This is a genomic window from candidate division Zixibacteria bacterium HGW-Zixibacteria-1, assembly GCA_002838945.1.
GTDB lineage: Bacteria > Zixibacteria > MSB-5A5 > GN15 > PGXB01 > PGXB01.
On sequence record PGXB01000058.1, the window covers coordinates 1 to 26599 of the forward strand.

The 26599-nt window shown below is 48.3% G+C and carries 19 protein-coding genes and 1 pseudogene; 15 read left to right on the top strand and 5 right to left on the bottom strand.

Annotated features, from left to right (window positions below):
* From CVT49_15385 to CVT49_15405, 5 genes are all read left to right on the top strand, one after another.
* Positions 1 to 294 (top strand): hypothetical protein (locus tag CVT49_15385; protein PKK82093.1); only part of this gene is annotated, 294 nt, incomplete at its 5' end.
* Between the two features lie 61 nt (positions 295 to 355).
* A complete protein-coding gene (locus CVT49_15390) occupies positions 356 to 652 on the top strand; it encodes a hypothetical protein (protein ID PKK82094.1) in 297 nt (98 codons plus the stop codon).
* The gene (locus CVT49_15395; GenBank protein ID PKK82095.1) at positions 636 to 3026 is read left to right on the top strand and encodes a hypothetical protein; all 2391 of its coding nucleotides are present in this window, start codon (positions 636 to 638) and stop codon (positions 3024 to 3026) included. Before CVT49_15390 ends, CVT49_15395 begins: the two co-directional genes overlap by 17 nt.
* A gap of 59 nt (positions 3027 to 3085) precedes the next feature.
* Entirely contained in the window at positions 3086 to 3556 is a 471-nt protein-coding gene (locus tag CVT49_15400) for a hypothetical protein (GenBank protein PKK82096.1), read from the top strand.
* 221 nt (positions 3557 to 3777) lie between these two features.
* A complete protein-coding gene (locus CVT49_15405; protein ID PKK82097.1) occupies positions 3778 to 5148 on the top strand; it encodes a hypothetical protein in 1371 nt (456 codons plus the stop codon).
* Positions 5149 to 5244: 96 nt separating this feature from the next.
* Here CVT49_15405 and CVT49_15410 read toward each other — a convergent pair whose 3' ends face one another.
* From CVT49_15410 to CVT49_15430, 5 genes are read right to left on the bottom strand one after another with little or no spacing between them, the layout of a single operon-like run.
* Positions 5245 to 5979, bottom strand: coding sequence for a pseudouridine synthase (locus CVT49_15410; protein PKK82098.1), 735 nt, complete (start codon positions 5977 to 5979; stop codon positions 5245 to 5247).
* A gap of 53 nt (positions 5980 to 6032) precedes the next feature.
* Positions 6033 to 6827, bottom strand: a complete 795-nt coding sequence (gene scpB, locus CVT49_15415; protein PKK82099.1) for an SMC-Scp complex subunit ScpB — start codon at positions 6825 to 6827, stop codon at positions 6033 to 6035.
* Between the two features lie 17 nt (positions 6828 to 6844).
* The gene (locus CVT49_15420; protein PKK82100.1) at positions 6845 to 7624 is read right to left on the bottom strand and encodes a hypothetical protein; all 780 of its coding nucleotides are present in this window, start codon (positions 7622 to 7624) and stop codon (positions 6845 to 6847) included.
* Entirely contained in the window at positions 7621 to 8613 is a 993-nt protein-coding gene (trpS, locus tag CVT49_15425; protein PKK82101.1) for a tryptophan--tRNA ligase, read from the bottom strand. Before trpS ends, CVT49_15420 begins: the two co-directional genes overlap by 4 nt.
* Positions 8614 to 8616: 3 nt before the next feature.
* Positions 8617 to 9138: an HNH endonuclease gene (locus CVT49_15430; GenBank protein PKK82102.1), complete on the bottom strand. Its 522-nt coding sequence runs from the start codon at positions 9136 to 9138 to the stop codon at positions 8617 to 8619.
* A gap of 293 nt (positions 9139 to 9431) precedes the next feature.
* On the opposite strand from CVT49_15430, the gene CVT49_15435 reads away from it, so the two are divergent.
* From CVT49_15435 to CVT49_15480, 10 genes and pseudogenes are all read left to right on the top strand, one after another.
* Positions 9432 to 11114 carry a hypothetical protein gene (locus CVT49_15435; protein ID PKK82103.1) on the top strand — a complete coding sequence of 561 codons (1683 nt, stop codon included), beginning with the start codon at positions 9432 to 9434 and terminating at the stop codon, positions 11112 to 11114.
* 1109 nt (positions 11115 to 12223) lie between these two features.
* Positions 12224 to 12319 (top strand): annotated as a pseudogene (locus tag CVT49_15440) (DNA primase).
* Positions 12297 to 13196: a hypothetical protein gene (locus tag CVT49_15445; GenBank protein ID PKK82104.1), complete on the top strand. Its 900-nt coding sequence runs from the start codon at positions 12297 to 12299 to the stop codon at positions 13194 to 13196. Before CVT49_15440 ends, CVT49_15445 begins: the two are co-directional and overlap by 23 nt.
* 30 nt (positions 13197 to 13226) lie before the next feature.
* Positions 13227 to 14243, top strand: coding sequence for a lipopolysaccharide heptosyltransferase II (gene waaF, locus CVT49_15450; GenBank protein ID PKK82105.1), 1017 nt, complete (start codon positions 13227 to 13229; stop codon positions 14241 to 14243).
* Positions 14240 to 15232: a hypothetical protein gene (locus tag CVT49_15455; GenBank protein PKK82106.1), complete on the top strand. Its 993-nt coding sequence runs from the start codon at positions 14240 to 14242 to the stop codon at positions 15230 to 15232. Before waaF ends, CVT49_15455 begins: the two co-directional genes overlap by 4 nt.
* Before the next feature lie 364 nt (positions 15233 to 15596).
* Positions 15597 to 18506, top strand: coding sequence for a hypothetical protein (locus CVT49_15460; GenBank protein ID PKK82107.1), 2910 nt, complete (start codon positions 15597 to 15599; stop codon positions 18504 to 18506).
* Positions 18507 to 18932: 426 nt separating this feature from the next.
* Positions 18933 to 21557, top strand: coding sequence for a hypothetical protein (locus CVT49_15465; GenBank protein ID PKK82108.1), 2625 nt, complete (start codon positions 18933 to 18935; stop codon positions 21555 to 21557).
* Between the two features lie 128 nt (positions 21558 to 21685).
* Positions 21686 to 23128: a peptidase C69 gene (locus CVT49_15470; GenBank protein ID PKK82109.1), complete on the top strand. Its 1443-nt coding sequence runs from the start codon at positions 21686 to 21688 to the stop codon at positions 23126 to 23128.
* Positions 23125 to 24477, top strand: a complete 1353-nt coding sequence (locus CVT49_15475; GenBank protein ID PKK82110.1) for a TldD/PmbA family protein — start codon at positions 23125 to 23127, stop codon at positions 24475 to 24477. Before CVT49_15470 ends, CVT49_15475 begins: the two co-directional genes overlap by 4 nt.
* A 352-nt stretch (positions 24478 to 24829) precedes the next feature.
* On the top strand, positions 24830 to 26437 hold the full coding sequence (locus tag CVT49_15480) for a hypothetical protein (GenBank protein ID PKK82111.1): 1608 nt from the start codon (positions 24830 to 24832) through the stop codon (positions 26435 to 26437).
* Positions 26438 to 26599: the final 162 nt, after the last annotated feature.

Genomic DNA, 26599 nt, shown 5'->3' on the forward strand with positions numbered 1-26599 from the left:
ACTTATTATAATCCGGACGTATCGCCTACTGGCGATAAAATCGTGTTCAGTATTGATTGTCAAATCAGAACCATAACATCAGACGGTGGTGGCCCGGTCACTTTAACCGCAAACGGCGGACACTTTCCCAGTTGGTCTCCTGACGGAATGCAAATAGTCTATTGCGAGCCGGGCTACACCGCCCTAGATATGGTTTTGCGAATAATGAATCAGGATGGTACGAATAATCATGTTTTGCTTGATTTTGGTGAGTCGTTGCCTGATGACAGTACTCAAAAGCTGATCGAACATTAGCATTCATTTCGCATTATAAATTTATAATTCCCTAAAACGATCTGTAAACATTGGAGTAATCATGTTTAAGTCTATAATATTATTAGTTGTCATTATACTGGTTTTGCCGACAGCGACTATCATTGCAGATGCAAGACCGGTTGAAGACATAAAAAAGGAAATAATCGCAAAATTCGTCGAGCCGATCATAGCCATAACATCAAAGGCCGACACAGCCGGAAAAGAAGCCATAATTTCTACCAATAACAATATTGGCGGCCTGCTGTTCAATTCCAATTTAAGTAGTATTGTAAGGGCATTCCGCCGAAACGATTCTTCAGACTCTATAACAGTCAACACGTATGGATGGTTATTATAAGCTCATTTTTTCTGACACATTAACAAGAAACAGGACATATGAAGAGCTCAAGGAACTTGACAGTATTTCAATCATTTTAAAAAAAGGCGGTGGGAATGTGATTGATATGGCAGCCACACAAAACGATATTAATATTTCAACAATTCCAAATGATCCTCTTTATCCACAGCAATGGAACCTGCACCACGATTCACTTTTTGGTATAAATGTCGAGGGTGCATGGGAATACACGATTGGGGATAGTAATTTAATTATAGGCATCGTTGATTTAGAGGGTATAAGAGCCGATCAAATCGATTTATTCCCGCGGGTATTTGGGGATAGTTATTACGATGGTTCTCATGGAACGGCAATGGCTGGAATAGCGGCAGCCAATACCAATAACAATCAATTAGTCGCAGGAATTTGCAAAAAAAGTAAAATATACTCTTCAAAATTGGGTGATGATATTGAGGCTAACTTTTATGCCATAATGGATGCAATCGATTGCGGATCTGTTGCCTTGAACAATAGCTATGGTCATATTCCGCCGGATGAGTACAGAACCCCAATAAGACAGGCGATGGCCTATGCTTATAAAATGAATCGAGTTGTCGCATGTTCAAAAGGGAATGACGGCTCCGGAGGATTGCATTATCCGTCAGATTACGGGCAGGGCATTATTAGCGTAGGCGCGCATGGCACTGATGGTGAATATGCGACATTCGCCAATTATGGGAATGGAATCGATGTTACTGCGCCGGGCGAATTTTTTCCGATTATAACCTCAGTCTCGACCAGCAGTTGGACACCATTTCTCTATGGAACCTCATTGTCCACTGCCCATGTCACCGGTTTGGCGGCATTGTTGTACAGTTATGACAGCATGATGTGTAATGATGACATTGAAAATATTTTAAAAGTAACGGCCAAAGATATTAGTGATTTCCCGGCAGATTATGGATATGACGACTACACCGGCTGGGGAAGAATCAATGCCGATTCCGCTTTTGATATTCTCCAGCCGCCCAACCTCCTGACCCGCAAGGAGGCCAACGGCGGTTCGGAACACTCACATACCGACTTTTTAAGTATGATATTTATCGATGTTCCTGATGTGGCGGATGGTGTCTATCTGGCAAAAAGATATGAGGTCCGTAAATCCATAACATTCTCTCATCCATATTTAACGCCGCCTCCTGTTTGGGGGCGGGGTGTTGCGTCGAAAGGTTTTTCGGCCGCAAATCCGAATTTCGGAATGAATTATGTCGATGCGATCCCAGAATCCATCACCAAAATCGGCTGTGTGCTCAGGACGTGGGTCTATGATGTCTGGACGGTCAGCGGGACACATGTCGGCTGGAAACCATGCGCCCCGGAATATGTGGAATTTGCCTATACCTGTCTGGGAGAGTTTGAGCTATCGTCGGCACCCTATATTAGTTGCACCAATCATTATGACCATCAGTCGATCAAAGTCTGCTTTGAAGATCACAACCCTTATGAAGAAGGCTGGATAATTGAGCGGAAAATCACCACATCACAATCCTGGCAGGCAATCGATACAATTCCCAACAATCCTGACCAATATTTTTACTATGAGGATTATTATCCGGTGGGAAGTGAGACCTACACTTATCGTGTCAAGCCGTTTACCTCCAACCAGCAGAATGTGGCCTATTCCAATGAAGTTGCCATAACCGCCCGCCCGCGCTGGCCCGAAAATCTTGTCGCCTATGCTACGAATTGCTTCAATGGCATTCCGGCCAATCCCGGTTGCAATGCCGCCGTGCCGAAAACGCTGTCGGCCAAAACGACGACGGGAGAGCCGGAGCCTGACACACTTGATGACGGCAGCTACCCGGATTCATATCTTGCGAACGACATTACCGTTAGATGGTCGTATCCGTCGAATCAGAAGTATCCCATCGTAAAATATATCGTCAAGAAGTGTAACACTCTTGGTTCTCCTCTTAAATCCTGGACTCTGACTGGAGATACCTGCCTCTATGTTTGCCCTAACCAGACCGACATGAGCTTCCAGATGAATGTTTACTCGGTGGCGTCGAACGGCGATACATCACTGCCGACAACACGCGGCGTCCGCACCGGCAATATTAATATATGCCCCGGAAATATCACGAAGGATTTCGACGAGATTCAGACCATTTTACCATCCCGCACCGCTTTGAATCAGAACTATCCGAATCCCTTCAATCTTTCGACCGAGATTAGCTTCAGTCTGGCCGAACCGGGACATGTAACAATTGATATTTATAACCTGCTCGGACGGAAAATCGTCACATTGGCCGATGGGGTTTTCGAAGTTGGAGAACATAATATTCTCTGGGATGGCCGAGATATCCTATCGCTTGAACGCAGGGGAATATACTGAAACCAGGAAAATGATGATGTTGAAATAAGTCTTTATAATATTCCGAAAAAGGCCCGCATTTGGCGGGCCTTTTTAAATATTTATTTGAAATTTTCGGTATATATCTTATTATAATATCATATATGAAAAATATACCCGCCATATTTATCTTTTGCCTTATCGCCAACGTATTGTTATCCTGCTTTTCGAAGAATCATGATATATATACCGGGCCGCCGCCGCGTGAAGGACCCCTGGTGGACAATGACCCCGGCGGTTACCGCCTTTCCAAACTACCCGATTCGCTGTTCGTCGAGTTTATCGTTTCGGGCGACCAGCCCTGCCCGGTTAAAGTCTCATTGCATAATCTGGGCACCCGGCTGGTACGGTCAATAATTGACACCACGTATTCGCCGGGCAGCTATAAGATTACCTGGGATAAGCTGGACTCGAACGGGGTTCGTATTCGTCCGGCATTGTATTATTATCAATATAAAATCTGCGACAGCGTCTATACGCAGCGTCTCGATTTCCGTTATCACTGGGAATAATTCTGCATAAAATGTACTTTTGAACGACCGTCATCCACAAATTTATCACGGCCTGTTTCGTTTTATGTTTCATTCTGCAACGCATTGCATCATAGGCGGTTGGGCTTAAATTGTGCAAAAATTGATATTTAAGAATATGGGAGAAAGCCGATAACATTAGGGTAATGATCCCAATATATGGGGGCCGGTGAGAAAGGTTAAGATTCATCAAAGGAGACAACATGCCGAGCATACTGGTGATTGATGATAAAGAGTCGATGCGGACAATGCTTTCCAATGTCCTCTCCGAAGAAGGTTATCAGGTCGATGCGGCCTCGGGCGGCAAGGAAGGGCTCGATCTGGCGCGTGTCAAAGGTTATAATCTGGCTATTACCGATATGAAGATGCCTGATGTCGATGGGCTGGAAGTACTGAACGGCCTCAAGAGCATGGATAACGACATATCGGTTATTATAATGACCGCCTATGGGACGGTCGAGACCGCGGTAGCGGCCATGAAGAACGGCGCTTATGATTTTATTACGAAGCCATTCGACCCCGACCACCTGACGGTTATAATAGAGCGTGCCCTGGAAAACCGCCGTCTTCTGGCCGAGAATTCCCTGCTTCGCGAAGAACTGGCCCAAACACTCGGCTTCAGCGAGATTATCGGCCAGAACGATAAGATGAAGGAAGTCTCACGGCTGATTCAAAAAGTGGCCGGGTCGGACACATCGGTTCTTCTCCAGGGGGAATCAGGCACCGGCAAGGAACTTTTTGCCCGGGCCATTCATAATCTGTCGCCGCGCCGCGACAAACCCTATGTTGCTATCAATTGCGCCGCCATCCCCAGGGAGCTTCTTGAAAATGAATTATTCGGCTCCGAGAAAGGCGCTTACACCAGTTCCGTGGCCCGCAAGATGGGCAAATTCGAGATAGCCGACAACGGCACCATATTTCTCGATGAAATCGGCGATATGGATATATCCCTGCAGGCAAAACTGTTGCGGGTGCTTCAGCAGAAATGCTTCGAGCGGCTGGGCGGAAACAAGTCGATCGACGTCGATGTCAGGGTCATTGCCGCGACCAACATGGATCTGAACGAGATGATAAAGAAGAAAAACTTCCGCGAGGACCTTTATTATCGCCTGTCGGTGTTTCCGATAACCATCCCGCCGCTTCGCGAACGCGTCGATGATATCAGGCCGCTGTCTGATTACTTTATCAATAAATACTGCATGGAAATGAAAAAACCGGCCAAGTCATTGTCCCGGGAAGCGCTGGGATTGATGGAGAAATATCACTGGCCGGGCAATGTCCGCGAGTTGGAAAACACGGTGGAACGATCGATTATTCTTGCCGAAGGCAAGAAAATTACCCCGGAACATCTGGCTATCAGGCTTCCGAGTACCAGCGAAATAAGGCTTCGTGAAGGAGCCGGATTAAAGGAGATCGGGGCGCATGCCCAGATGCAGGCTGAAAAGGCGGCGATAGTCAGAATCCTCAAGCAGGTGCGGGGCAATAAGCGCAAATGCGCAGAAGTCCTTAAAATTGATTATACGACCTTATTTGATAAACTGAAAAAATATGAAATCGACACCGGCCAGATTTAGGATATCCTTTTTCTCATTTGCCGCGTTTATATAAAAACCGGAAGCCGTTCCATCGGAACGGCTTCTTTTTTGTCTGAATTTATCGATGGAGCGGCGTCAGAGTCCGACCAGGTCTTTGAGCATGCGGACCTCGGTATGACTGATAAACCGCCATCGCCCTTTACGGAGGTTGTCGACGCGGAGCCCGGCAAATTCAATCCGACGCAGGTCTATAACCGGATGCCCGACGGCCTTCATCAATTGCTTTATTTCGCGCTTATGCCCCTCATAAAGAGTGATCTCGATTTTTGAGGATTTTATTCCCGTGCTCAGATTGCGGGCGAGACCATGACCGGTATGGCCGTCCTCGAGCAAGATGCCGGCCTCGATTTTTTTGGCATCATCGGAGGTAAAAGTGCCTTCAACAATAGCGTGATAAATGCGCTTTATTTTGAATTTGGGGTGGGCCAGTCGATAGGCCAGATCACCGTCATTGGTCAGGAGCAGGGCGCCTTCGGTATCGAAATCCAGCCGGCCGACAGGATAGACCCGGCCCGGGACCTTATTGGTGAAATAAGCGACAGTCTTCCGGCCGAATTGATCCGAGAGCGATGTCAACACATTCTGGGGTTTATTAAGGAGAACATAATATTTGCTTTTAACCGGGCTGGCAATAATTCCATTGACCTTGATGACATCGGTTTCTTCATCTATAACGGTTCCCGGGTGCTCAATAACGTTATCGTTGACGGTGATGCGTCTCTCGGAAATCAGCTTCTCCGCCCCCCTTCTCGAAGTTACGCCGCAAACCGAAAGATATTTGTTGATCCTGATCAAAGTCGGCCCTTCCAATCATCACGATGGTTAGACCATATAAATCCATTCACGCAAATTACCTGATCCGATTAATATTTCTGTTCCTCGACAGACTCTACCTCTTTCGAGGAAACGTCGTTGTCATCGTCAGTGTCCTTTATTTCGGGTGGAAGCTCCTCTTCGGCAAAGGTTATAGATTCTTCCGAACTATCAACAGCCGGCACCGGAATTTCTTCAGTCAGGCCGTCCGGCTCGGTGAGATCGTTGTCATCATCGTCCTGCATATCAGATGGCGGCAACGTGTCATCATCAGAACCAAGCGGAAGCGTCGGTTGCGAATCATAATCCCGCGCAGCCAGCAATTCTTCTATTTCCTCCATTCGCGGCAGATCATTGAGCGTATTGAGATTGAAAAATTTCAGGAATTCATCAGTCGTTTTATAAAGCAGCGGTCTGCCGACCGAATCGGAGCGGCCGGCCAGTGTTACGAGTTTTCTCTGCAGCAGAGTATGGATTACCGAGTCCGAAGCGACCCCGCGAATCATCTCGATGTCGGTCTTTGTCACCGGCTGGCGATAGGCAATAATGGCCATGGTTTCCAGTGCCGAGCGGGTCAATCTGATATTCCGCCGCCGGGCGAGAAGTTCCTCGACATAACGGGCATAACTTTCGATAATATAAACCTGATACCCTCCGGCGATTTTCCTGATCCTGTAAGCATGGTCATTTTCGGAATACTTCTTATTCAATATTTCCACCGCCTCATCGATGTCGCCGTTGCTGAGGTTGTCGAGGACCTCGCTTATTTTCCGTGATGGAAGCGGTTCCGGTGACGAGAATATCAGCGACTCTATGATTGGAATATTATTTTCATATTCAAGCATCTTGTTTCTCCAGCGGCTTAAGTCACCTTCATACTTGTTACAAATTCTATGGCCGGATGCGGATCATCGAAGCGCTCGGCCCGATAGACCCGGATCTCGGAAAACGGCAACGATTGCCGTACCGAAATTCTCTTGAGTTTGACCAGTTCCAGGATGGCCAGGAAGGTCAGGATGGCGATGAGCTTGCGGGGGACGTCGGCGAACAGCTCCGCGAAAGTCGCCGAATCATTCAATGACAGCAGTTCCAGTATCCGGGAGACGCGGTCCTCGACCGTGGCTTCCTCCGGATTGATCTCATACATTCTTTCGCTGTCGATGCGTTCAAGAACCTCCTTGAAGGCCGTCATCATGTCGAACAGGGTCGTGGTATTAAGCAGAACCACCTTTTCTTTCTTTCCGTTGCCGCCGCCGACCGGAGGCGGAATATAGAGCCGCTCTTCAAGAATCCTCTTCTCCCTCAGAATCTCGCTGGCTTCCTTGAATTTTTTGTATTCCAGAAGTGCTGCCACCAGCTCTTCGCGGGGATCCGGTTCTTCGCTTTCGCTCTCATCGCGGGGAAGAAGCAGCCGGGCCTTGATTCTTATCAGGGTCGCCGCCATCAAAATATAATCACCGGCCACTTCAAGATTGAGCAGCTGCATTACCTCGATATAATGCATATACTGTTGGGTAATACGGGCGATCGGGATATCATAAATATCGATCTCATCTTTCTTGATCAAATATAGCAGAAGATCAAGCGGCCCGTGGAAAACTTCCAGATCAACCGAATAATTGTCCTTTGGTGTATTTATCATTTGTAATAATCCATTTTCATTGCGGATCGGACTTTGGCCATCACCGCCGTGGCCCGTTCTCTCGCCCGGGTGGCGCCGTTTTTCAGCACATCCCAGACATAATCTTTATTTTGCTCAATAACAAGTCTTTTTTCGCGAATCGGGGCCAGAGTTTTGTTAAGGTTCTCGGCCAGCATTTTCTTGCAGTCGACACAGCCCAACTGCCCCGTCCGGCAGGGCGGCGCGATCTCATTCTCCGGGTCGGGAGAATAGACTTTGTGAAGGGCATAAATCGGGCAAATCTCGGGGCGGCCCGGATCCCCCTTGCGGAGTTTTTCGGGATCGGTAAAATATTTTTTTAGCTTGGCGGCGGTTTCTTCGGCGGTGTCATTGAGCATGAGGGTGTTGTCGTAGGATTTGGACATTTTCCGCCCGTCGGCGCCGGGCACCACCGGAATCTCGGTAAACAGCGCCTGCGGCACGACCAAAGTCGGGCCATAAGTGGCATTGAACCGCTGAGCCAGATCCGCGGCCAGCCAGATATGTTTTTCCTGGTCCTTGCCGACCGGCACGAAATCGGCGTCATAAATACAGATATCGGCCGCTTGTAATACCGGGTATCCGAGAAAGCCATAGCTGTCCAGACCGATTTCCTCTTTTTTCTCCGTGTAAGTGGGAAGCCGGGTCAGGGTCGGGACAGTTATCATCATCGAAAACAGCAGATGCAGTTCGGCGTGTTCCTTGATATCGGACTGGATGAAGATGGCGCATTTTTCCGGATCGAGGCCGGCCGACAGGTAATCGGCGGCGACCGAAAAAATCTTGCCTTTCAATTCATGGGTATGTTCAAAATCGCCGGTGAGCGTGTGCCAATCGACAATGCAGCAATACATATTGTAATCATTCTGGAGGCGGACCCAGTTTTTGAGGGCGCCTTCATAGTTGCCGAGGTGAAGGTTCCCGGAGCCGCTGGGCTGCATTCCCGAAAGGATGGTTTTTCTGTTTTCCATTGCTCACTCCATAAAAAGATAAGGCTTCCATCTATCGTCATTGACGCCGATAAAGCGCTGAATATAGGTTATGTGATTGGGCCGCTTGGGCTTCTTGAGAAGCTTCATGCCCGCCGCGGCCGGGGTGCGGTCGCCCTTTTTGTTGTTGCAGCGGTCGCAGGCACAGACCAGGTTTTCCCAGCTGTCGGCTCCGCCCAGATGTTTGGGGATAATATGATCGACCGTCATCGGCCCTTTTTTCAAGCCGCAGTAGCAGCAGGTATAATCATCGCGGATAATAATGTTTTTGCGGCTGAGAAGGATTTTCTTGCGGGGCGATTTGATATACCGCTCCAGCCTGACCACCGACGGCAGAGGATAGGTGATCAGCATCGAGTGAATCTTGACGCCGTCGTATTTTTCGATCAATTCGGCCTTTCCCATGAACAGCAGCAGAAAGGCCCGCCTTGCCGAACAGACCGATAGAGGCTCATAATTCTGGTTCAGGACCAGGACGTTCTGATTTAAAATGCCGCCTCCCTTCATCTGTCTAACCGTCTGTAAAACCGCAATAATCTTATATAATTGCCATTTGGCGGCTTATTGTCAACAAAATATTCATTGCTGATTAAACAAGCGAAAAGGCGGAAGGTTGCAGGGGGGGAAAAAGGGGGGGCATTACGAATTGACCCATTTGGAACAAATTTCGGGTAGTCATAGGTTACTTTATATAATTGACAAACATAGAATAAATATGGAAATTGCGTTCGAAAATCTTTTAGGCTAATTGTCAAAGTTATAGTTTTGTAATATTAGTGAAACAGAGGTCATTTGTTAAAATGCTGAAGCATATATTGAATTGGATTAATGGCAAAAAGGCCATTATTAGATTGCGAAAGCTCATAGAGTCTGCAAAGGCATTGGAAGATGTGACTCATGAAGAGGATGGTAAATTTATAGCATGGAAAACAATCGTCTCGGATACACTCTCTTACATATATGGTAGCAGTTCAAATCAAAGAAAAAATTTCGAAGATATCAAATTTGGTTTTGTTCAGTTGCCTGTTACTGAAGAGTGGATAAACATGTTTAGTACAAGTATGGCAAAATCCTTGGAATATATTGAAGGACTAATTTGCCAAGTAAAAATGCATGGTGTAATTAATAAAAAAGAGGTGATATTAGGCAATGGCGGAGAAAATGATGGTAGTTCGACCGGTTTTTTGAGAAAGCAATTTATAATTGGTGCAATACTCTTTCTTGCTCTGACAGCAAGTTCTTTAGTAGTCTACATTATAATCCACAAAGCAAATCAAAATGAAGGTTCTGAATACTTTTACGCGGGGTGTAATGAGGACTCTGGATTAAACGTTGTAATATCCGAGTTCGATTCGCCCAATAAGGACATTGATAATATATTCAAAATTGGCGAACTAGTTGGAAATGTAGAACAAATATTACAGAAGTTTTCTTACCCATTTAAAATTAACGTATTTTACGTACCCAGGGTATTTCATTCAAAGGCTGAAATGATGAATTTATATAAGAATCAAAATTGTAATCTCCTTATATATTGGGGTGTAATAAAGAATTACAATGATTCGCTAATTCTCAAATTGAATTCAAATTTAATTCAGGATAAATCCCTTCAATGGAAGGCGGAAACCGCGACATTTGTCGTAGATTATAGAAATTCAGTTAATTACGAAAAAAAAGTGCATGAAATTTCCTTATTCATTGTCCGACAGGTGAACGTAATTCTAGCTCTGCAAGACGAAATTTGGAGAGATCGATCTCAAAAAATCAACACAATCGAAGATATACTAAATAAGTATAAACAAAATAGGCAATTAAATGCTGGTAATATTGATTTTTCTTTTTTATATTCTTTGCTGGCGAATGAGGAATTAAACATTCATGATTCTGTCGCCTTTATAAATCACGCTAGAATGGCCTACCAATATGACACCACATTTTATTTTTCAAATATACTATATGGAAGAGCGTTAGGATTAGATGGTCAAAATTCAGAAGATTTTCATAGAGCCGTATCACACATTGAATATGGGATTTTAAATGCCTACAACAAAGAACAATTCTATCAACTATACGCGGGTAGTTTGACAATGCTAGGTGAAGCTCTTAATGCAGAGTCAAAACGAGACAGTGCTATATATTACTGGATGAAGGCAATAAGAATCGATCCGCAATTTCCAATATCCTATTTGTCGCTGGGGCAGTCATTTTTGTCTGAATGCAACTTAAAAGAAGCCAATTATTATATAAATACTGCCTTTATTTTAGATAGCACCGATAATCTCTGCCAATATCAATGGGGAATTATAAAAACCCTCAATGGAGATTTCTTGATGGCTAGACAATTATTTAGAAAATCATTTGAAAAGGACCCTAAGGCCTTTTTAATGAGTAGATTAGCTTGGGTGGATCCAATAAATAAATGTGATTATGATTACTATGATAGTCTAATTTCATATACATCCAATATTGAGTTAATTATGTAAATTTTATGTCGAGATTGTGATTTGACCCAAATAGTATTTCTTCAATCAATAATCTGACTACATTCTAATCAGTTCATAAATCCTTAGACCAATGCGGTAGCAAAGGCTTCTATTTATTTGATCCCTCCCACAAAAGGTTGTTTTATGCTGCTTAAATTATTATCTTTAAGCCTATGAAATCTATCCGATTGTGGGTGATAATGGCGATGGTCATGCTCCCGGCCGCGGCGGCATTGGGGCAAGAGGAGTCGTTTGTCGAGCGACAGTATTTTCTGTACAACGCGCCGACCACGCAGTTTGTCAATCCCATCGATTCGGCTATAACCGCCGCCCGCGGGCGGCTTCTGGCCATCCTGGGCGACACCCTCACTTATAAGCCCAAGATATATATCAAAGACAATATCGGCGATTTCAGGGCGCTGATCGGGACCGCTTTCCCGGACTGGGGCGCGGCGGCGGCGCTGCCGTACCGCGAGATGATCGCACTCAAATCGCCGGCGCATTTTCCGCTGGGCAAACCGCTGCGAGAGCTGGTCATGCATGAATATGCCCACATGGTGCTGAATCACCGGCTGTTTCATGAACGGGCCCCGCGGTGGATCGACGAAGGCGTCGCCATGTATGTGGCGGCCGAATGGGGCTGGGGGAACAACCTGACCATGTCGCGCGCGGTCGTTTTCAACGGTTTGGTGCATCTGGGGGACATCGAAAATATGAACCGCTTCGCCGAAGGCAAAGCCCAAACCGCCTATGCCGAGTCATATCTGGCGGTAAAATATATTCTTGATGAGTATGGTGTCGAGACGTTTAATATATTGCTGGATAATTTGCGGGACCGGAAGTCGGTCGATGCGGCCTTTGGCGGCGCCATCGGCGGCGGCCTTGATGATTTTGAAAAAGAGTTTTTTGCACAGTTAAAAACAAGGTACAATATTATGAGCCTGTTCGGAGATTTATATTTTGTCTGGATATTCCTGGCGGTCGTGATAGTGATCGGATTTTTATTATCGATTAGAAAAAAGAAGAAGTATTACCGCAAATGGGAGGAAGATGAAAAATATCACTCAACCGATTTCGACTACGGCGACCCGAAACATCCCGAAAGTTATGAGAAAGACGAAGACGATGATGATGATGATGATCTCTATTATTATGACGATGATGATGAATATGAAGAAATAGATGACGATGAAGACGAAGATAAGCCATAGATTCGAATTTATCCTGTTCTGGTGCCTGACCCAGATAATGCGGCTGTTTTCGGCCCGTATGGCCGACCGCCTTGCGGTTATTCTGGGAAAAGCGGCATACCACGTTCTGACCTCACGGCGGCGGATAGCGCTGGATAATTTACGGCGGGCTTTCAAGGATGAAAAGACCGAGGCGGAATACCGGAAAATAGCCAAAACGGTATTTGTTAACATGGCGAGGAGTATTGTCGAATTTATCCGGATGCCCCTACTGAGCAAAGAAAAAATAATGGAAATAGTCCCGGAGCATATTGGCACGGAGCATCTGGATGATGCACTTCGGAAAGGGCGGGGCGGGCTGGTGGTCAGCGCACATTTTGGCAACTGGGAACTGCTGGGGGCACGGATCGCCGCAGCCGGGTACCCGTCGGATTTTCTGGTCGGGCGCCAGCATAATCAATATGTGGACAATGCTCTTTTGAAAATCAGGGCTGTGACCGGGGCGGGGATAATTTCGGTCGGGGTCGGGTCGCGCCATGTTCTGAAAAGCCTTCGAGATAATCGTCTGGTAATCCTGGCGGCCGATCAGCATTCGGCCACCGGGGCGGTTATTACCCGGTTTTTTGGGCGGCCGGCGGCAACTCATAAAGGACCGGCGGCTTTTGCCATTAAGATGAATTGCCCGCTGATATTCGGCTGTCTGATTCGTGAAAGATATGATCGGTTTCGGCTGATTACGGAGGCGCCCTTATATTCGCCGGGTAGCCGCGATCCGGAGAAGGATATTCAGACGATGATGCAGGCATATTCCGAATGGCTCGAGAAAATTATCCGGCAATATCCGGAACAATGGATGTGGACGCACCGCCGCTGGAAGGTTGACAGCAGGTAACAGGGATGTTATATATAAACAGGGAGAAGCATGAGTAAGATAATAATCCGTACACCCAACCATCTTGGTGACTCGCTGATGGCGCAGCCGGCCGCGGCCGCCTTTGCCGCCGGGCGGGTCAGTGACGACATATATTTGCTCATACCGGAGTGGGCCGAACCGATATACAGATCAATCCCGGATGTCCTCCTGATCCTTGTTGAAAATCAATACCTGCATGGATTAAAGGCCATCACCTATCAGTCGGAGCTTCTTAAAAAAGAGGATTATGGTATCGGGCTCTTATTGACCCCGTCATTTTCATCGGCCCTTATTTTTTACCTGGCCGGTGTTAAAACCAAAATAGGTTATAAGGGCGACGGGCGCAGCCTTCTACTCAATGATATCCTCGACCCGAAAGATGTAGCCGGGCAGCATCGCTCGATTCGTTATCAACGACTATTCGAGCATTATGGAAATACCAGGCTCACAATCGAGCCGCCCCATCTGGCCGTGATGAACCCGGCGGTCGAAGAGGCGGTGAATACCCTGGCCGATGCCGGCGTCGATCTCAAACGAGGTTTTGCCGCGATTGCTCCCCGCGCCGTGGCCCCCTCACGCCGTTGGGGAAGTGAAAATTACCGCGCCCTGTCCGGGAAAATAATCGGAGAGCTGAATCTGGATATAGTGCTGGTGGGAGCCGCGAATGAATATGCCGCCGGTGAAGAAATCGCCGGAAATCAAACGCGAGTGTTCAATGTCTGTGGCAAGACCAACATTGAAACCGCGGGAGCGGTGCTCTCCCTGGCCAAGCTCTTTATCGGCAATGATTCCGGTCTGGCGCATCTGGCCGCCGCGGTGGATTCGCCGCTGGTGGTGCTTTCGGGTGCTGATGATCCGGCCGAAACCTCGCCCATATCCGACAAAAAGACCGTGATCATCAGAGATCAACTGGAGTGTATCTCATGCGTCAAGAATTTTTGCTCGAAAAAAGGTGATGATTATATGAGGTGCATGAAAGAAATCACGGTGGATGAAGTGTTTGGTGCAATCACCGCGCGATTATGAAAATTGGCGTGATCGGTACAATCAACCGTGACAGTATCAGGCTGGCCGACGGTACCCGCAAGGAGGGGTGGGGCGGAATATTATATAACCTGGTTGCTCTATCATCACTGGTTGGAAATTTTGATGGTATTTATCCAGTCTGTAATATCGGGAAGAATCATCATAAGGAAGTTATTAATATATTAAAGGAATTTCCCGGTATTCGTACCGACCACGTCAGGAAGGTCCCGCAAAGAAACAATCATTGCCATCTGACATATCTCGACAATGAGAACAAGCGTGAGATTCTGGAAGGCGGCGTCCCGCCGCTGAAATTTAGCGAGGTCCGCTATCTGGAAGACTGTGATTTCGTTTTATTGAATTATATTTCAGGCCGGGATATATATCTTCAATCGCTGCAAAAGTTCCGACGACATTATGACGGGAAATTGTATATAGATATTCATTCCTTGACCCTCGGTAAAAGAAAAAATGGAGCTCGTTTTATCAGAAAACCGCCGAGCTGGAGGGATGTCTTTGTCCGCGCTGATTTTATACAAATGAACCGGCTGGAACTGGCGGTAATTGCGAGAGGTGTTAACTCGGAACAGGAAGTCGGCGACCGAATTGAATCAGATCTTGAGGAAATAGCTCGGCCGGCAGTAAAAAATAATGTCAATTTTGAGTCAAAATATTTTATAATTACCGACGGGGCAAGGGGTTGTCATATATTTCATATTACAAACGGGCGATGGTCAAGCCGATATGTTAAGTCCGCAAGCAAATCAGCCGCAAATTCTTACCCCGGAAGTGCCCTAAATGCCACCGGATGTGGCGACTGCTTTGCCGCCGGATTTGTCGCAGGTCTGGCCAAAAATATAGATCCCTATGACTGTGCGATTCTTGCCAACAAGGCCGGTCACAGTCGCATCGTGAATCTAGATAATATATATTCCATCCTCGACAAGTCGGTTGAGGAATCGAAAGATCATATATCCCGACAAAAATAAATATTGACAAATTTGTCATAACTTATTAATTATAAAGCAGGTAACAGTCTTTAACAATGACAGTTGTTTATTTCTTAAAAGGTCTGCCGAATCAATTCATGATATTTTGACAAGTATCGAAATGTCATCTATAAGAATACGGACGTTTAAGAGAGCAATCGTAAATGACTGTTTTGTAAGATTTGCATCTTACACCAAAATATCATAGTACAGTGGCCGGAAATTAATCCGGGGTTATAATAAATAATTCAATCTATAATCGATATAATCCGGCCCGTGGTAATGTCAGCTTTATAAATACCAGCGAGTTATGCCAACAATATTAAAAACTTTTTCTAATAAACCCAACTAATGGAGGCACTTCATGGGAAGAAAGTATCTTTTTCCGTTCCTGCTTGCCATGGTTATGCTGTTTGTTGCTCCGGCCATGGCCGACTGGAATCCGGAAGATGGGCACAAGATGCATTTCCCGCAGCTGCCCGATGAGGCCGGCTGGGATGTTAATGCAACGCAACCGCTGGTTCTTGCCGACGACTGGATGTGCGGCGGGACCGGCTGGGTTAAGGACATTCATTTTTGGGGCTCCTGGAAACATGGTATCGAGGGCCAGATTCTTTATTTTGTCCTCAGTATTCATGCCGATATTCCGGCCAGTCAGAGTCCGTTCGGTTACAGCATGCCCGGACCGACTCTCTGGGAACGGGAAATATTTAATTTCGTACCCCGGCCGATCGATCCTCCCTCGCTTGAGGGATGGTATGATCCTTTGACCGGGGAGTTTTTCACCAATGATCATGACGCCTATTTCCAGTATAATGTTTTTCTTGGTGAAAATGACTGGTTCTGGCAGGAAGAAGGAACCACCTACTGGCTGAATATTTCAGCCGTCGTTCAGGATCCGGCCGCCACCCAGTGGGGCTGGAAGACCTCACTGAACCACTGGAATGATGATGCCACCTGGGCAACCTGGGGCAATTTACAGTGGTACGAGCTTTTCGCGCCGCCGGGATACCATTATCTGCCGGGTGATGTCGATAATGACGGTGACGTCGATAATGATGACGCCACCTACCTGCAGAATTACCTGTTTTCGGGCGGGCCGCCGCCGCCGTACTTTATTCCGGGAACAACTCCGCCTTTCTATGCCGCGGCAGATGTCAATGGTGATTGCGTAATTAATTCAAGTGATCTCGTATATTTGGTCAGTTTTCTGCAGCAGGGCGGTCCTCCGCCGACTTTCTGCCCTCAGTATCCGCCGAATCCCACGAGCGAATCGCTCGATATGGCCTTCGTTATTACAGCCGGGGTGCAGGTGGAACCGGAAGCATGCTGTCTGCAGGATGGGTCATGTCTGATGGCGACTGCGGCCGATTGTGTCAATATCCTTGGCGGAACACCTCAGGGGCCGGGAACGGTCTGCACGCAGCCCCAGGGATGTTGTCTGCCTGACGGCACTTGTATCAACCTTGATCCGCTTTGCTGTGTCGATATGGGCGGCACGCCCCAGGGAACGGGCACATCATGCACTCAGCCCCAGGCCTGCTGTTTGCCGGGTGGCGGATGCACCGATGTCGATCCGCTTTGCTGTGATGAAATGGGCGGCTGGATTTCGCCGAACGGCTCGCCGGTTTGCATGGGCGACGGCAATGGCAACGGAGTTGACGATGCCTGTGATATTCTGACCGGCGCCTGTTGCCTTGAAGACGGCAGTTGTGTCGAGTTGACCATAACCGACTGCAATAATCTGCCGAATTCGACGTACATGGGCAATGGAACCAGGTGTCTTGGCGACAATAATAAGAACGGCGTCAACGACGCCTGTGAAAACTGGGAACCGGGTATGCCGGCCAAGATGCATTTCCCGCAGCTGCCGAATGTTAATGGCTGGGCCGTCGATGCGACATTTCCGGTGGTGCTGGCCGATGACTGGATGTGCACGGAAACCGGCTGGGTCAAGGATATTCACTTCTGGGGAGCTTATGAGTTTGGAAGCACCCAGCATGTCAAGAAATTTATTCTGAGTATTCATGCCGATGTTCTCGCTGGGGTCGATCAACTATACAGCCATCCCGGAGAAATACTCTGGGAATATGAAACCGATTACTTCAGCGAAACTCCGTATGAAATGCAGATTCCCGAAGGCTGGTACAGTCCGCAGATCCCATGGTATGCTCCGGACGACCATATTGGTTTATACCAGTATAATATCTACCTGCCCGAAGCGGCCTGGTTCTGGCAGGATGCGCAGACCATTTACTGGTTGAACATCACGGCCATCTTCGAAACATCACCCGGATTCGCCCGCTGGGGCTGGAAATCGACGCTCGATCACTGGAATGATGACGCCACCTGGGCCGACTATTTTGGTGATTTCTGCAGTTCCCCCGATAATGGTTCCGGTACCGCCATTCTTCCGGCCGATTGCCCATATATGGCCGACGAGCAGACCATGGACATCATCGACGGGCTTCCTCCGGGAACGACCATCGAATCCGATCCGATTATTACCGCCTATCGCAATATTGTTCATAGTCCGGGAGGAATTTTCGGCGGAGAGATTCAGCAGTTCGATGCCGATCTTCGTCTGATCATGAACGGCACCGGCATGCTGGCTGGCTACAATCGTAATATTACCGTACCGATAAGCATGGAAACCAATACCGGACCGCCCAATCTCGGCGACCCGATACAAATATTCCCGGGCGTTATTATTTCCATGTTGGGCGAGATTGTGGGCGATCCTGATTTTGACTTGCTGAGAATTACAGCAGGCGAAGCCAACGGACTGCCATGTCCCGGTGAAGTCAAAGTGAAAGAGAAATATGACAATCCTGATTGGTGGGTTGAAAGTTTCTTTGATATCACTTATCGGATCGACTTCGTCGGTGCCCCGGGATCCCCTCTTGCCGGGCTTTCAGGTTCGTCGACAGGAACAATACGAATGACTCAAGGCGCCTTAATCGGCCTGTGGGTTGATTTGTATGAACCGCCGGCCTTCCAGCAGTCGCTTGATCTGGCCTTTGTTATCACGGGTGAGACGGGGCAGGCATGTGATTGTCTGCCGGGTGATGCCAATGGCAACCTGGCCTATAATATTCTGGATGTGACGTATCTGATCAGCTACCTCTATAAGGGTGGTCCGGCGCCGAAGCCGTATCCGCTCTGTTCCGGGGACGCCAACTGCAATTGCGCTGTCAACATTCTTGATGTAACATATTTGATCAGCTATCTGTACAAAGGCGGAATCCGCCTTGCACTTGTCAGCAATGGCTGATTAATTGCGGTCCGCCGCTGCGGACAGGGAATTAGTATTGATAATTACTATCGGGCCCGCTTCAGGCGGGCCCTTTTTTATTACGGTTTGCCGGATAACATCTTAGTTATCCCACAGTAATCGGCGCAATATCTGTCCGATATTTTTTACATATAATTGTTGACAAAAATGATGATGAACCTTAACTTATTAATGTCCAAACGGAATTTGATATTTTCATGGATTTTACCGGCTCGGTTTTGACCGGTTTTGATTTCTACTTAATCGATAAATAATCGATGTGTGACCAGGCTGGTCACCGTCCATTCAGTATATAAGGGCAGTCCGGGTCAGTTGCGGACTGTCAGTACTTCTTAAAAATAGACGCCTGCTTAACGGCGAGTATGGCAAAAATAACATAAATCTTCAGCTCTTGGAGGACTACTGATGGGAAAAAAACTGTTAATTCTTTCCCTGGGGTTCATTCTTGTTTTTGCCGCTATGTTGCCGGCAGATCTTGAGAATCGAGCCAGGGATGCGGTATCGAACAACACATTAGATGTTGGAAAGTCTGACCTTCCTCGAGGAACCGCACTCTTAACGGAAGGTTTTGAAGGGCCTGTCTGGCCGCCGCCAGGCTGGTCGATAGTTCAAACCTGCACTGACAACAGCAATTCGATCCCGGGATGGTGGTCTCAAACCGATTACACCCTTCATACGGGAAATTATGCGGCTGGACTCTGGTGGTCCTATAATCATCAGGATGAATGGCTAATTTCACCGGATATAGCTCTCTCGGGCCCGCCCGGGGCCGACTACTATGTCAGCTTTTGGACTTATGGATGGGAAGGTTCCACACATAGCGACCACTATTATGTTAAGGTTTCCACCGACAATGGCATTACCTGGACCGTTCTTTTTGATTTAAGCACCCTTACTGGAAATGCCTGGAATGAATGGAGCTTTCCATACGTCATCGATCTTTCTGCTTATGCCGGACAAACAATAAAACTTGCCTGGCATGCGGTGGACCCGCCGTCAAACGATGGCCTTTGGTACATATGGGCCATAGATGATGTCGAGGTCGGTTTTGAAGGTGGCACTGAATGTGTATGGAATCCGGGCGATCCGCACAAAATGCACTATCCGCAATTACCGGATGAAACCGGCTGGGCGGTCAATGCTACTCAACCGCTGGTACTGGCCGATGATTTTATGTGCATGCAAACCGGGTGGATAAAAGATGTCCACTGGTGGGGAGCGTGGATGAACGGCGTTCAGGGTCAAGTAGTTAATTTTGTTCTCAGTCTCCACATGGACATCCCGGCCGACCAGAGTCCGACCGGGTACAGTATGCCCGGACCGACACTTTGGGAATTGGAAGTACCCGGGATGCCGGGAACACCTCATGATCCGCCGACATTGGAAGGCTGGTATGATCCGTCGCAGGGCCTGGTCATTCCGGATGATCACCAGCCATATTTCCAGTATGATGTTTGTCTTGATGAACAGAATTGGGTCTGGCAGGATTCGGGGACAGTTTACTGGCTGAATATTTCTGCCATTGTGGCCGACCCGTCTACAACTCAGTGGGGCTGGAAATCAACTCAGGATCACTGGAACGATGATGCCGTATATGCCTTCTGGGGCAACCTGAGCTGGATGGAGCTTTTTGAACCGGCTGCAGCATGCGATACTGTCGCTAATGCCTTTTATGCTCAAATGCTGCCTGATGGAGCCTTTGGCGGAGGCGGCGGGGAGAATGCCTTCGGCGACGGCTGGTATTTCTATCCCATGTATGATTGGTGGAATATCTGGTTCTATGATCATAAGTTTACTTATGATAATTATAAGGCCGGTCGATTCGAATTCGATGTTTTCCGTATGGATCCTCAGTTACCGGCGTTTTTTGAGATTGCGGTCAACTGGTCAACCGACCGGTGGTCGATTGACTTCCCCCAGGACAGTATGCCGCCTCTTCCGGGTGTACCCGAAGAACTGTATATAGGTCGACAAACCCTTTTCATGAGTGAAATTCCCAATGGCCATTACCTGTTTGATTATATTCTTCCAGATTATAACCCGGAATGGGTATCGGTTGATATAAGAGGTTACAATTTTGTCATACCGGCCGGAATCATTCTGCATTCCTGTTGCCCGAAGCAAGGAGTCTCGCTTGATCTTGCCTTTGTCATAACCGGTGAGCCGCCTCAGCAGGAGACAGGTGCCTGCTGCTATAATCCGACCGGCGGACCGATGACCGACTGTATCGTAACGACTGCGGCCGATTGTCAGAATCTCGGCGGTGTTTATCAGGGTGACGGCACCGTCTGCACCGGTTACCAGGCCTGCTGTCTGCCCGGCGGCGGTTGCATCAATGCCGACCCGCTTTGCTGTATTAACGAACTTGGCGGAACGCCTCAGGGACCGGGTACATCCTGTACCGTTCTTGAAGCCTGTTGCATGCCTGATGGTTCCTGCCAGATGATGGATCCTATCTGCTGCGACGATATGGGTGGGGTGCCGCTTGGCCCTGGAACACAGTGTACCGCGCCGCAAGCCTGCTGTATGCCGGGTGGAAACTGCCTGATGGTCGATCCGTTGTGCTGCATAAATATGCTTGGCACTCCGCAGGGAGTCGGAACCGTATGTACGGCTCCGGTGGCCTGCTGCTTGCAGGATGGCTCCTGCCAGATGCTCGATCCGCTGTGCTGCGACGATCAGGGCGGTGTGCCGTCACCGATCGGCGCGACCACCTGTCTGGGAGACAATAATCAAAACGGTACCGACGATGCCTGTGAAGTAATCTGCGACTGTCTGCCGGGTGATGCCAATGGCAACCTGGCCTATAATATTCTGGATGTGACGTATCTGATCAGCTACCTCTATAAGGGTGGTCCGGTGCCGAAGCCGTATCCGCTCTGTTCCGGGGACGCCAACTGCAATTGCGCTGTCAACATTCTTGATGTAACATATTTGATCAGCTATCTGTACAAAGGCGGCGGAAATAGGCAAACGTCAATTTCTCATACTCAAAAGGCCCGCTTCGGCGGGCCTTTATTATTTTTTTGAAACTCGATGTTTGCCAACAACTTGAAAATGTGAAATCTCCCGGCTTGATTTTACGTAGATGTTGAAGTAAATTGCCATGACCCAAAAGGCACCATAAATTGCAAATTTCGAATAGAATTGGAGGTGTGATGAATAATAAACTCGGAAATGTTCTGGACTGGCTAAAGGGCAAATCGGTCGATTATGCCGATTGCCGCTATGTCAGAACGGAGAAAGAATCAATTCAGGTGACGGACGGCACGGTCGATTCCCTGTCGAAAGTCGTCAATGTGGGAGTCGGTGTGCGTGTTCTTCACAATGGCGCTTGGGGATTTGCAGCAGTGGCCTCAACCGGCGAGGCCGACATAAAAAAGGCCGCCAACAAAGCCCTGCAGACTGCCCGGGCCTCGGCCTCAGCCAAAAAGGAATCGGTGAAACTGGCTGAGCAGGAGGCCTTCAAGGATCATTATGCCACTCCCTGCGAGAAAGACCCGTTTGCGGTTCCAACCGATGAAAAAATCGGCCTGCTTCTGGAAATCTGCGAAAAGCTGAAAACCGATGATAAAATTAAAATGGCCAAAGCTTCTCTGGATTTTTACAGGACGAATAAACTGTTTTTCTCCACCGAAGGCGCCGAAATCGAGCAGGATATTATCGAGTCGGGCGGCGGCTACGAGGTCGTTGCTTCCGACGGAAACGAAGTGCAAAAGCGTTCCTATCCCAATTCGCATCGCGGCGACTATGCCACCCGCGGTTATGAATTTATCGATGGCCTGCAACTTCTGGAAAATGTCGATAAGACCAGGGAAGAGGCGATTCAGCTTTTAACAGCCGACGACTGCCCGGATACCGAAACCGATATTATCATATGCGGTTCGCAAATGGCTCTACAGGTGCATGAATCATGCGGCCATCCTTCCGAACTTGACCGGGTGCTTGGCACCGAGATTTCACTGGCCGGTGGTTCCTTCATGCAGCCGGATGGCCTGAACAATCTTAAATACGGTTCCGATATCGTCAATATATTTGCCGATGCCACCATTCCGGGCGCGCTGGGGTCATTTGGTTACGACGATGAAGGCGTCAAGGCGCAGAGAGCGCCCATCATTAAAGAAGGCGTTCATGTGGGGTATTTAACCAGCCGTGAGACCGCCCCGATAGTCGGAAAACGCTCCAACGGCACTATGCGTGCCGACGGCTGGAATAGGATTCCGCTCATCCGCATGACCAATATCAATCTCGAGCCGGGCGAGTGGGAACTCGATGACCTGATCGCCGATACGAAAAGAGGCATATTCTTCGATATGAACAAAGTCTGGTCGATCGATGACAAACGTCTTAATTTCCAGTTCGGCGTCGAGTGCGCCTGGGAGATCAAGGACGGCAAACTCGGCCGGATGTTCAAGAACCCTCTCTATACCGGGATGACTCCCAAATTCTGGAACTCCTGCGATGCCATCTGTAACCACAAACACTGGCGAGTCTGGGGTGTCCCCAACTGCGGCAAAGGTGAACCGATGCAAACCGCCCGCGTGGCCCATGGTACCGCGCCGACAAGGTTCCGTAAAGTGAAAGTGGGGGTGAGCAAATGATAGGCAAAGAAAAACTGTTTTCGACTTTCGAAAATGTCGTCAAGTCAAGCAAGGCCGATGAAACCGAAATTACTTTCGTCGGCAATGAAACCGGCCTGACCCGCTTCGCCAATTCGACCATTCATCAGAATGTGAACGAAACCAATGCGCAGGTCCTGATTCGGACCGTCATCGGCAAGAAAATCGGCGTCGCTTCGACCAACTCGATTGCTCTGAATGATCTCAAGGCAACCCTGAAAAATTCGCTGGAAATTGCCAAGTTCCAGCGTGACAATAAGTATTTCGACGGCCTTCCGGGGCCGGCCGAGTACGCTAAAATCAATACCTACTTCGAAAATACGGCCGACTACAAACCGAAGGATCGCGCCCGCCAGGTGAAGAGGATTTTCGTCCGCGGCAACCGGCGCAAGTACACCATGGCCGGCGCATTTTCGACCGGTGAGGGCGAGGTGGCGGTCTTCAACACCAAAGGGGTCCGCTGCTATCAGCCTCTGACCGGTTCCAGCATCAATATTATCGCCATGTCGAAGAACTCATCGGGTTATGCCTCGGGCACATCGCGCGATGTCAACAATATCGATCCGGTGGCGCTGGCCGATATCGCCGTCGAGAAGGCCCGGTTGTCAAAGTATCCGAAGAAGATTAAGCCGGGTGATTATGAAGTCATTTTGGAGCCGTCGGCTATCGCCGAAGCCTTCGAATGGCTCAACTATGTCGGGTTCAATTCGAGAGCTTTCATGGAAAAGCGTTCGTTTCTGGCCGAGAATATCGGCAAGAAGATCATGCATGAATCGATAACTATCTTCGATGACGGCAACGATCCATCGGGTATTGCGCTGCCGTTTGATTTTGAAGGTGTCCCGAAAAAGAAAGTCTATTTTGTCGATAAGGGCGTCGGCAAGGGCGTGGTCTGGGACCGGCTGACCGGCAAGAAACACGGCGTTCCCTCCACCGGTCATGCCTTGACCGCCGATAATCACGGCGAAGGTGCTATCGGGCTGAACATCTTCATCGGGACCGGTGACAAGACCGAGGAGGAGATGATCTCGTCGGTCGAACGCGGTATCCTGGTGACAAGGTTCCATTATGTGAATGGTCTGATCGATCCACCCAAGGCGGTGCTGACCGGGATGACCCGCGACGGCACGTTCCTGATCGAGAACGGTCAGATCAAGCACGGCATCAAGAACCTCCGGTTCACCGACTCGATGCTGCGTGCGTTCTCGACGGTGAAAGGCATCTCGAAAGAGCGCAAGCTGGTGCCATCGTGGTGGGATGCGGTCGGATGCATCGCCGCGCCGACGATTCATCTTGGCTCGCTTAAATTCACCGGCACCACTGATTTTTAATCAGGTCATTGCATATTAATATAAAGGCCCCGCTTCGGCGGGGCTTTTATAATCACCCGAATTAACTCCATATCGGAAATTTATATATTTAAGTCTAAGTATAGTTTTCCGGCATAGCCGGTGACCATAATTTTCAATTTGACAAATATGACTATTTTTGTTATTATTAGGATAACTTTTGTCCAGAATTGTTTTTACTTTTTAGTGAGTTGCGTCCGGAATTTTTGCAAAGATACTTAAAATGTCCGGCCGGATGAATATATGAATTCAGCCTTTGATAGAAGCTTTTTAAATTAAAACTCTTTCTCTTATGTGAAAAGTGATATTTACTATTTCTTTCTTGGAGGATACTATGTGCAAACGCAGCGGATCGATTTTGATTCTCGTGCTGTTCTTCGCGGTCATTGCCGTTAATGGTTTTTCATCACAGATGATCAACTATCAGGGCAGGCTGACCGACAACGCCGGCAATCCGGTGGCAAATGGTTATTATACCCTGACATTTACTATCTACGGCCAGGGTTTGCCGGTTCCGTTGTGGACCAGCGGTCCTCAGAATGTATATGTCAGCAACGGGCTGTTAAATTATAAACTTGGGTCCTCTAACCCGATTCCCGAATCGGTCTTTGACGGGGGAATGGATGCCGTCCTGGAGCTGGGTATAAAAGTCGGCAGCGACCCGGAGATTTATCCGCGAACTATGCTGACCTCATCACCCTTTGCCGCGGTGGCCGGCCGTGTGGCCGGAAGCCTGGAAAGCGGCGAGGGTTTTCTCGAATTAAAAAACACCAATGGCGATTCACTGGTTGTTTTTGCTGCCGATGATTCCAGTGGAAGTATGACAGTTAACGGAATATCCGAAGGCGGCAAGGGTCTCTTTCGGGCATTTCGTATAACGGCCAATTCGACCGGAAGCCGCTGCGATTTTAACAACGTCATCGGCAAATATATGGGAGTCGAGCCCAGCCCGTTTCATGACGGGGGCCGCCTGGTTTTTCCCAGACCCGGCCTGTTATCCTCCGAAGATTTCTTATTGTCTATAGATGCCGATCCTTCGTTCGGGGCCACGATAAAAATGTTCGATCCACAGCCGGAACCCCCTGGGCAGGTGGCCGTCAAGATCGGTATGAATGGCGCTAAAGCCGGTCCTGGCGCTTATCTTCGGCTTAACAACACGCTCACCTCTTACCATGCCGATCCGGTGATTGAAATGCGTTCGATACAGAATGGCGGGGCAAGTTGGATAATGTATGACCCCCTGCCAGAGCCATCGGGCAGGCAGGCGATTGCTTTTAATACCGATCCCACTTTAGGATTTAGCATCAGAATGTTTGATCCGCAGCCGGAGCCGCCCGGTCGGGATGCAATATCAATGTTTACCAGCGGCGCTAAAGGATCCGGCGGAAATATTACAGTCAAGAATTTCAGTGATAGTATCAGCTCGGTTGTAGAAGGCGGGACTTTTGCGCTTTCGAGTTTTAAGGCGGCCGGTGGCCCTTTGCTGTCAATGTCGCTAAAGGCGGACACCAGCCGGTTGGTCCTGACCAGCTATGGTACCCCTCCCTTCGTAAACACCATCGCATTACGCACCGATTATTTTAACAGCCGGATTGGAATCGGGACCTTATACCCCAATGAAGCCCTTCATGTGATCGGCAATATCATCGCCACCGGATCGATCACCGAATACGCCACCAAAGATACCAGAGAAGTGACAGGGTCAATTGAAAATGCCCTCGAGATGGTGGCCGCTCTTAATGGCGTGAGATATAACGGCGATCAGATCGGTTTGATATCAGATGACGTCGAAAAAGTGCTTCCGGAACTGGTGCGCTCCGACAGTGACGGCAGTAAGCTGGTGGCATATTCCAGACTGACGGCAGTGCTGGTGGAGGCAATAAAAGAGTTGAAAGCCGAAAATGAATCATTAATAAAAAGAATAGATGCCCTGGAAAGGTAATAATCGTAATCTTATAAAGATAAGTGAGATCTTTATGAAAAGAATGAATTTTACTTATGTCATACCATGAAGTTCCCCCGATTTAGTGGACACGGAGAAAGGATACTATTATTATGATTCTTTCTCATCCTGAGTCCCGAAGGACAGGAGGTGTTCAGATGT

Bases quoted from the DNA above. Each gene is read 5' to 3' on its own strand.
- CVT49_15475 (PKK82110.1), top strand. From the start codon at position 23,125: ATGATAGGCAAAGAAAAACTGTTTTCGACTTTCGAAAATGTCGTCAAG.
- CVT49_15465 (PKK82108.1), top strand. From the start codon at position 18,933: ATGGGAAAAAAACTGTTAATTCTTTCCCTGGGGTTCATTCTTGTTTTT.
- CVT49_15470 (PKK82109.1), top strand. From the start codon at position 21,686: ATGAATAATAAACTCGGAAATGTTCTGGACTGGCTAAAGGGCAAATCG.
- CVT49_15390 (PKK82094.1), top strand. From the start codon at position 356: ATGTTTAAGTCTATAATATTATTAGTTGTCATTATACTGGTTTTGCCG.
- CVT49_15455 (PKK82106.1), top strand. From the start codon at position 14,240: ATGAAAATTGGCGTGATCGGTACAATCAACCGTGACAGTATCAGGCTG.
- scpB (PKK82099.1), bottom strand. From the start codon at position 6,827: ATGCTTGAATATGAAAATAATATTCCAATCATAGAGTCGCTGATATTC.
- CVT49_15395 (PKK82095.1), top strand. From the start codon at position 636: ATGGATGGTTATTATAAGCTCATTTTTTCTGACACATTAACAAGAAAC.
- CVT49_15405 (PKK82097.1), top strand. From the start codon at position 3,778: ATGCCGAGCATACTGGTGATTGATGATAAAGAGTCGATGCGGACAATG.
- CVT49_15445 (PKK82104.1), top strand. From the start codon at position 12,297: ATGACGATGAAGACGAAGATAAGCCATAGATTCGAATTTATCCTGTTC.
- trpS (PKK82101.1), bottom strand. From the start codon at position 8,613: ATGGAAAACAGAAAAACCATCCTTTCGGGAATGCAGCCCAGCGGCTCC.
- CVT49_15480 (PKK82111.1), top strand. From the start codon at position 24,830: ATGTGCAAACGCAGCGGATCGATTTTGATTCTCGTGCTGTTCTTCGCG.
- CVT49_15435 (PKK82103.1), top strand. From the start codon at position 9,432: ATGCTGAAGCATATATTGAATTGGATTAATGGCAAAAAGGCCATTATT.
- CVT49_15460 (PKK82107.1), top strand. From the start codon at position 15,597: ATGGGAAGAAAGTATCTTTTTCCGTTCCTGCTTGCCATGGTTATGCTG.
- waaF (PKK82105.1), top strand. From the start codon at position 13,227: ATGAGTAAGATAATAATCCGTACACCCAACCATCTTGGTGACTCGCTG.
- CVT49_15430 (PKK82102.1), bottom strand. From the start codon at position 9,138: ATGAAGGGAGGCGGCATTTTAAATCAGAACGTCCTGGTCCTGAACCAG.
- CVT49_15420 (PKK82100.1), bottom strand. From the start codon at position 7,624: ATGATAAATACACCAAAGGACAATTATTCGGTTGATCTGGAAGTTTTC.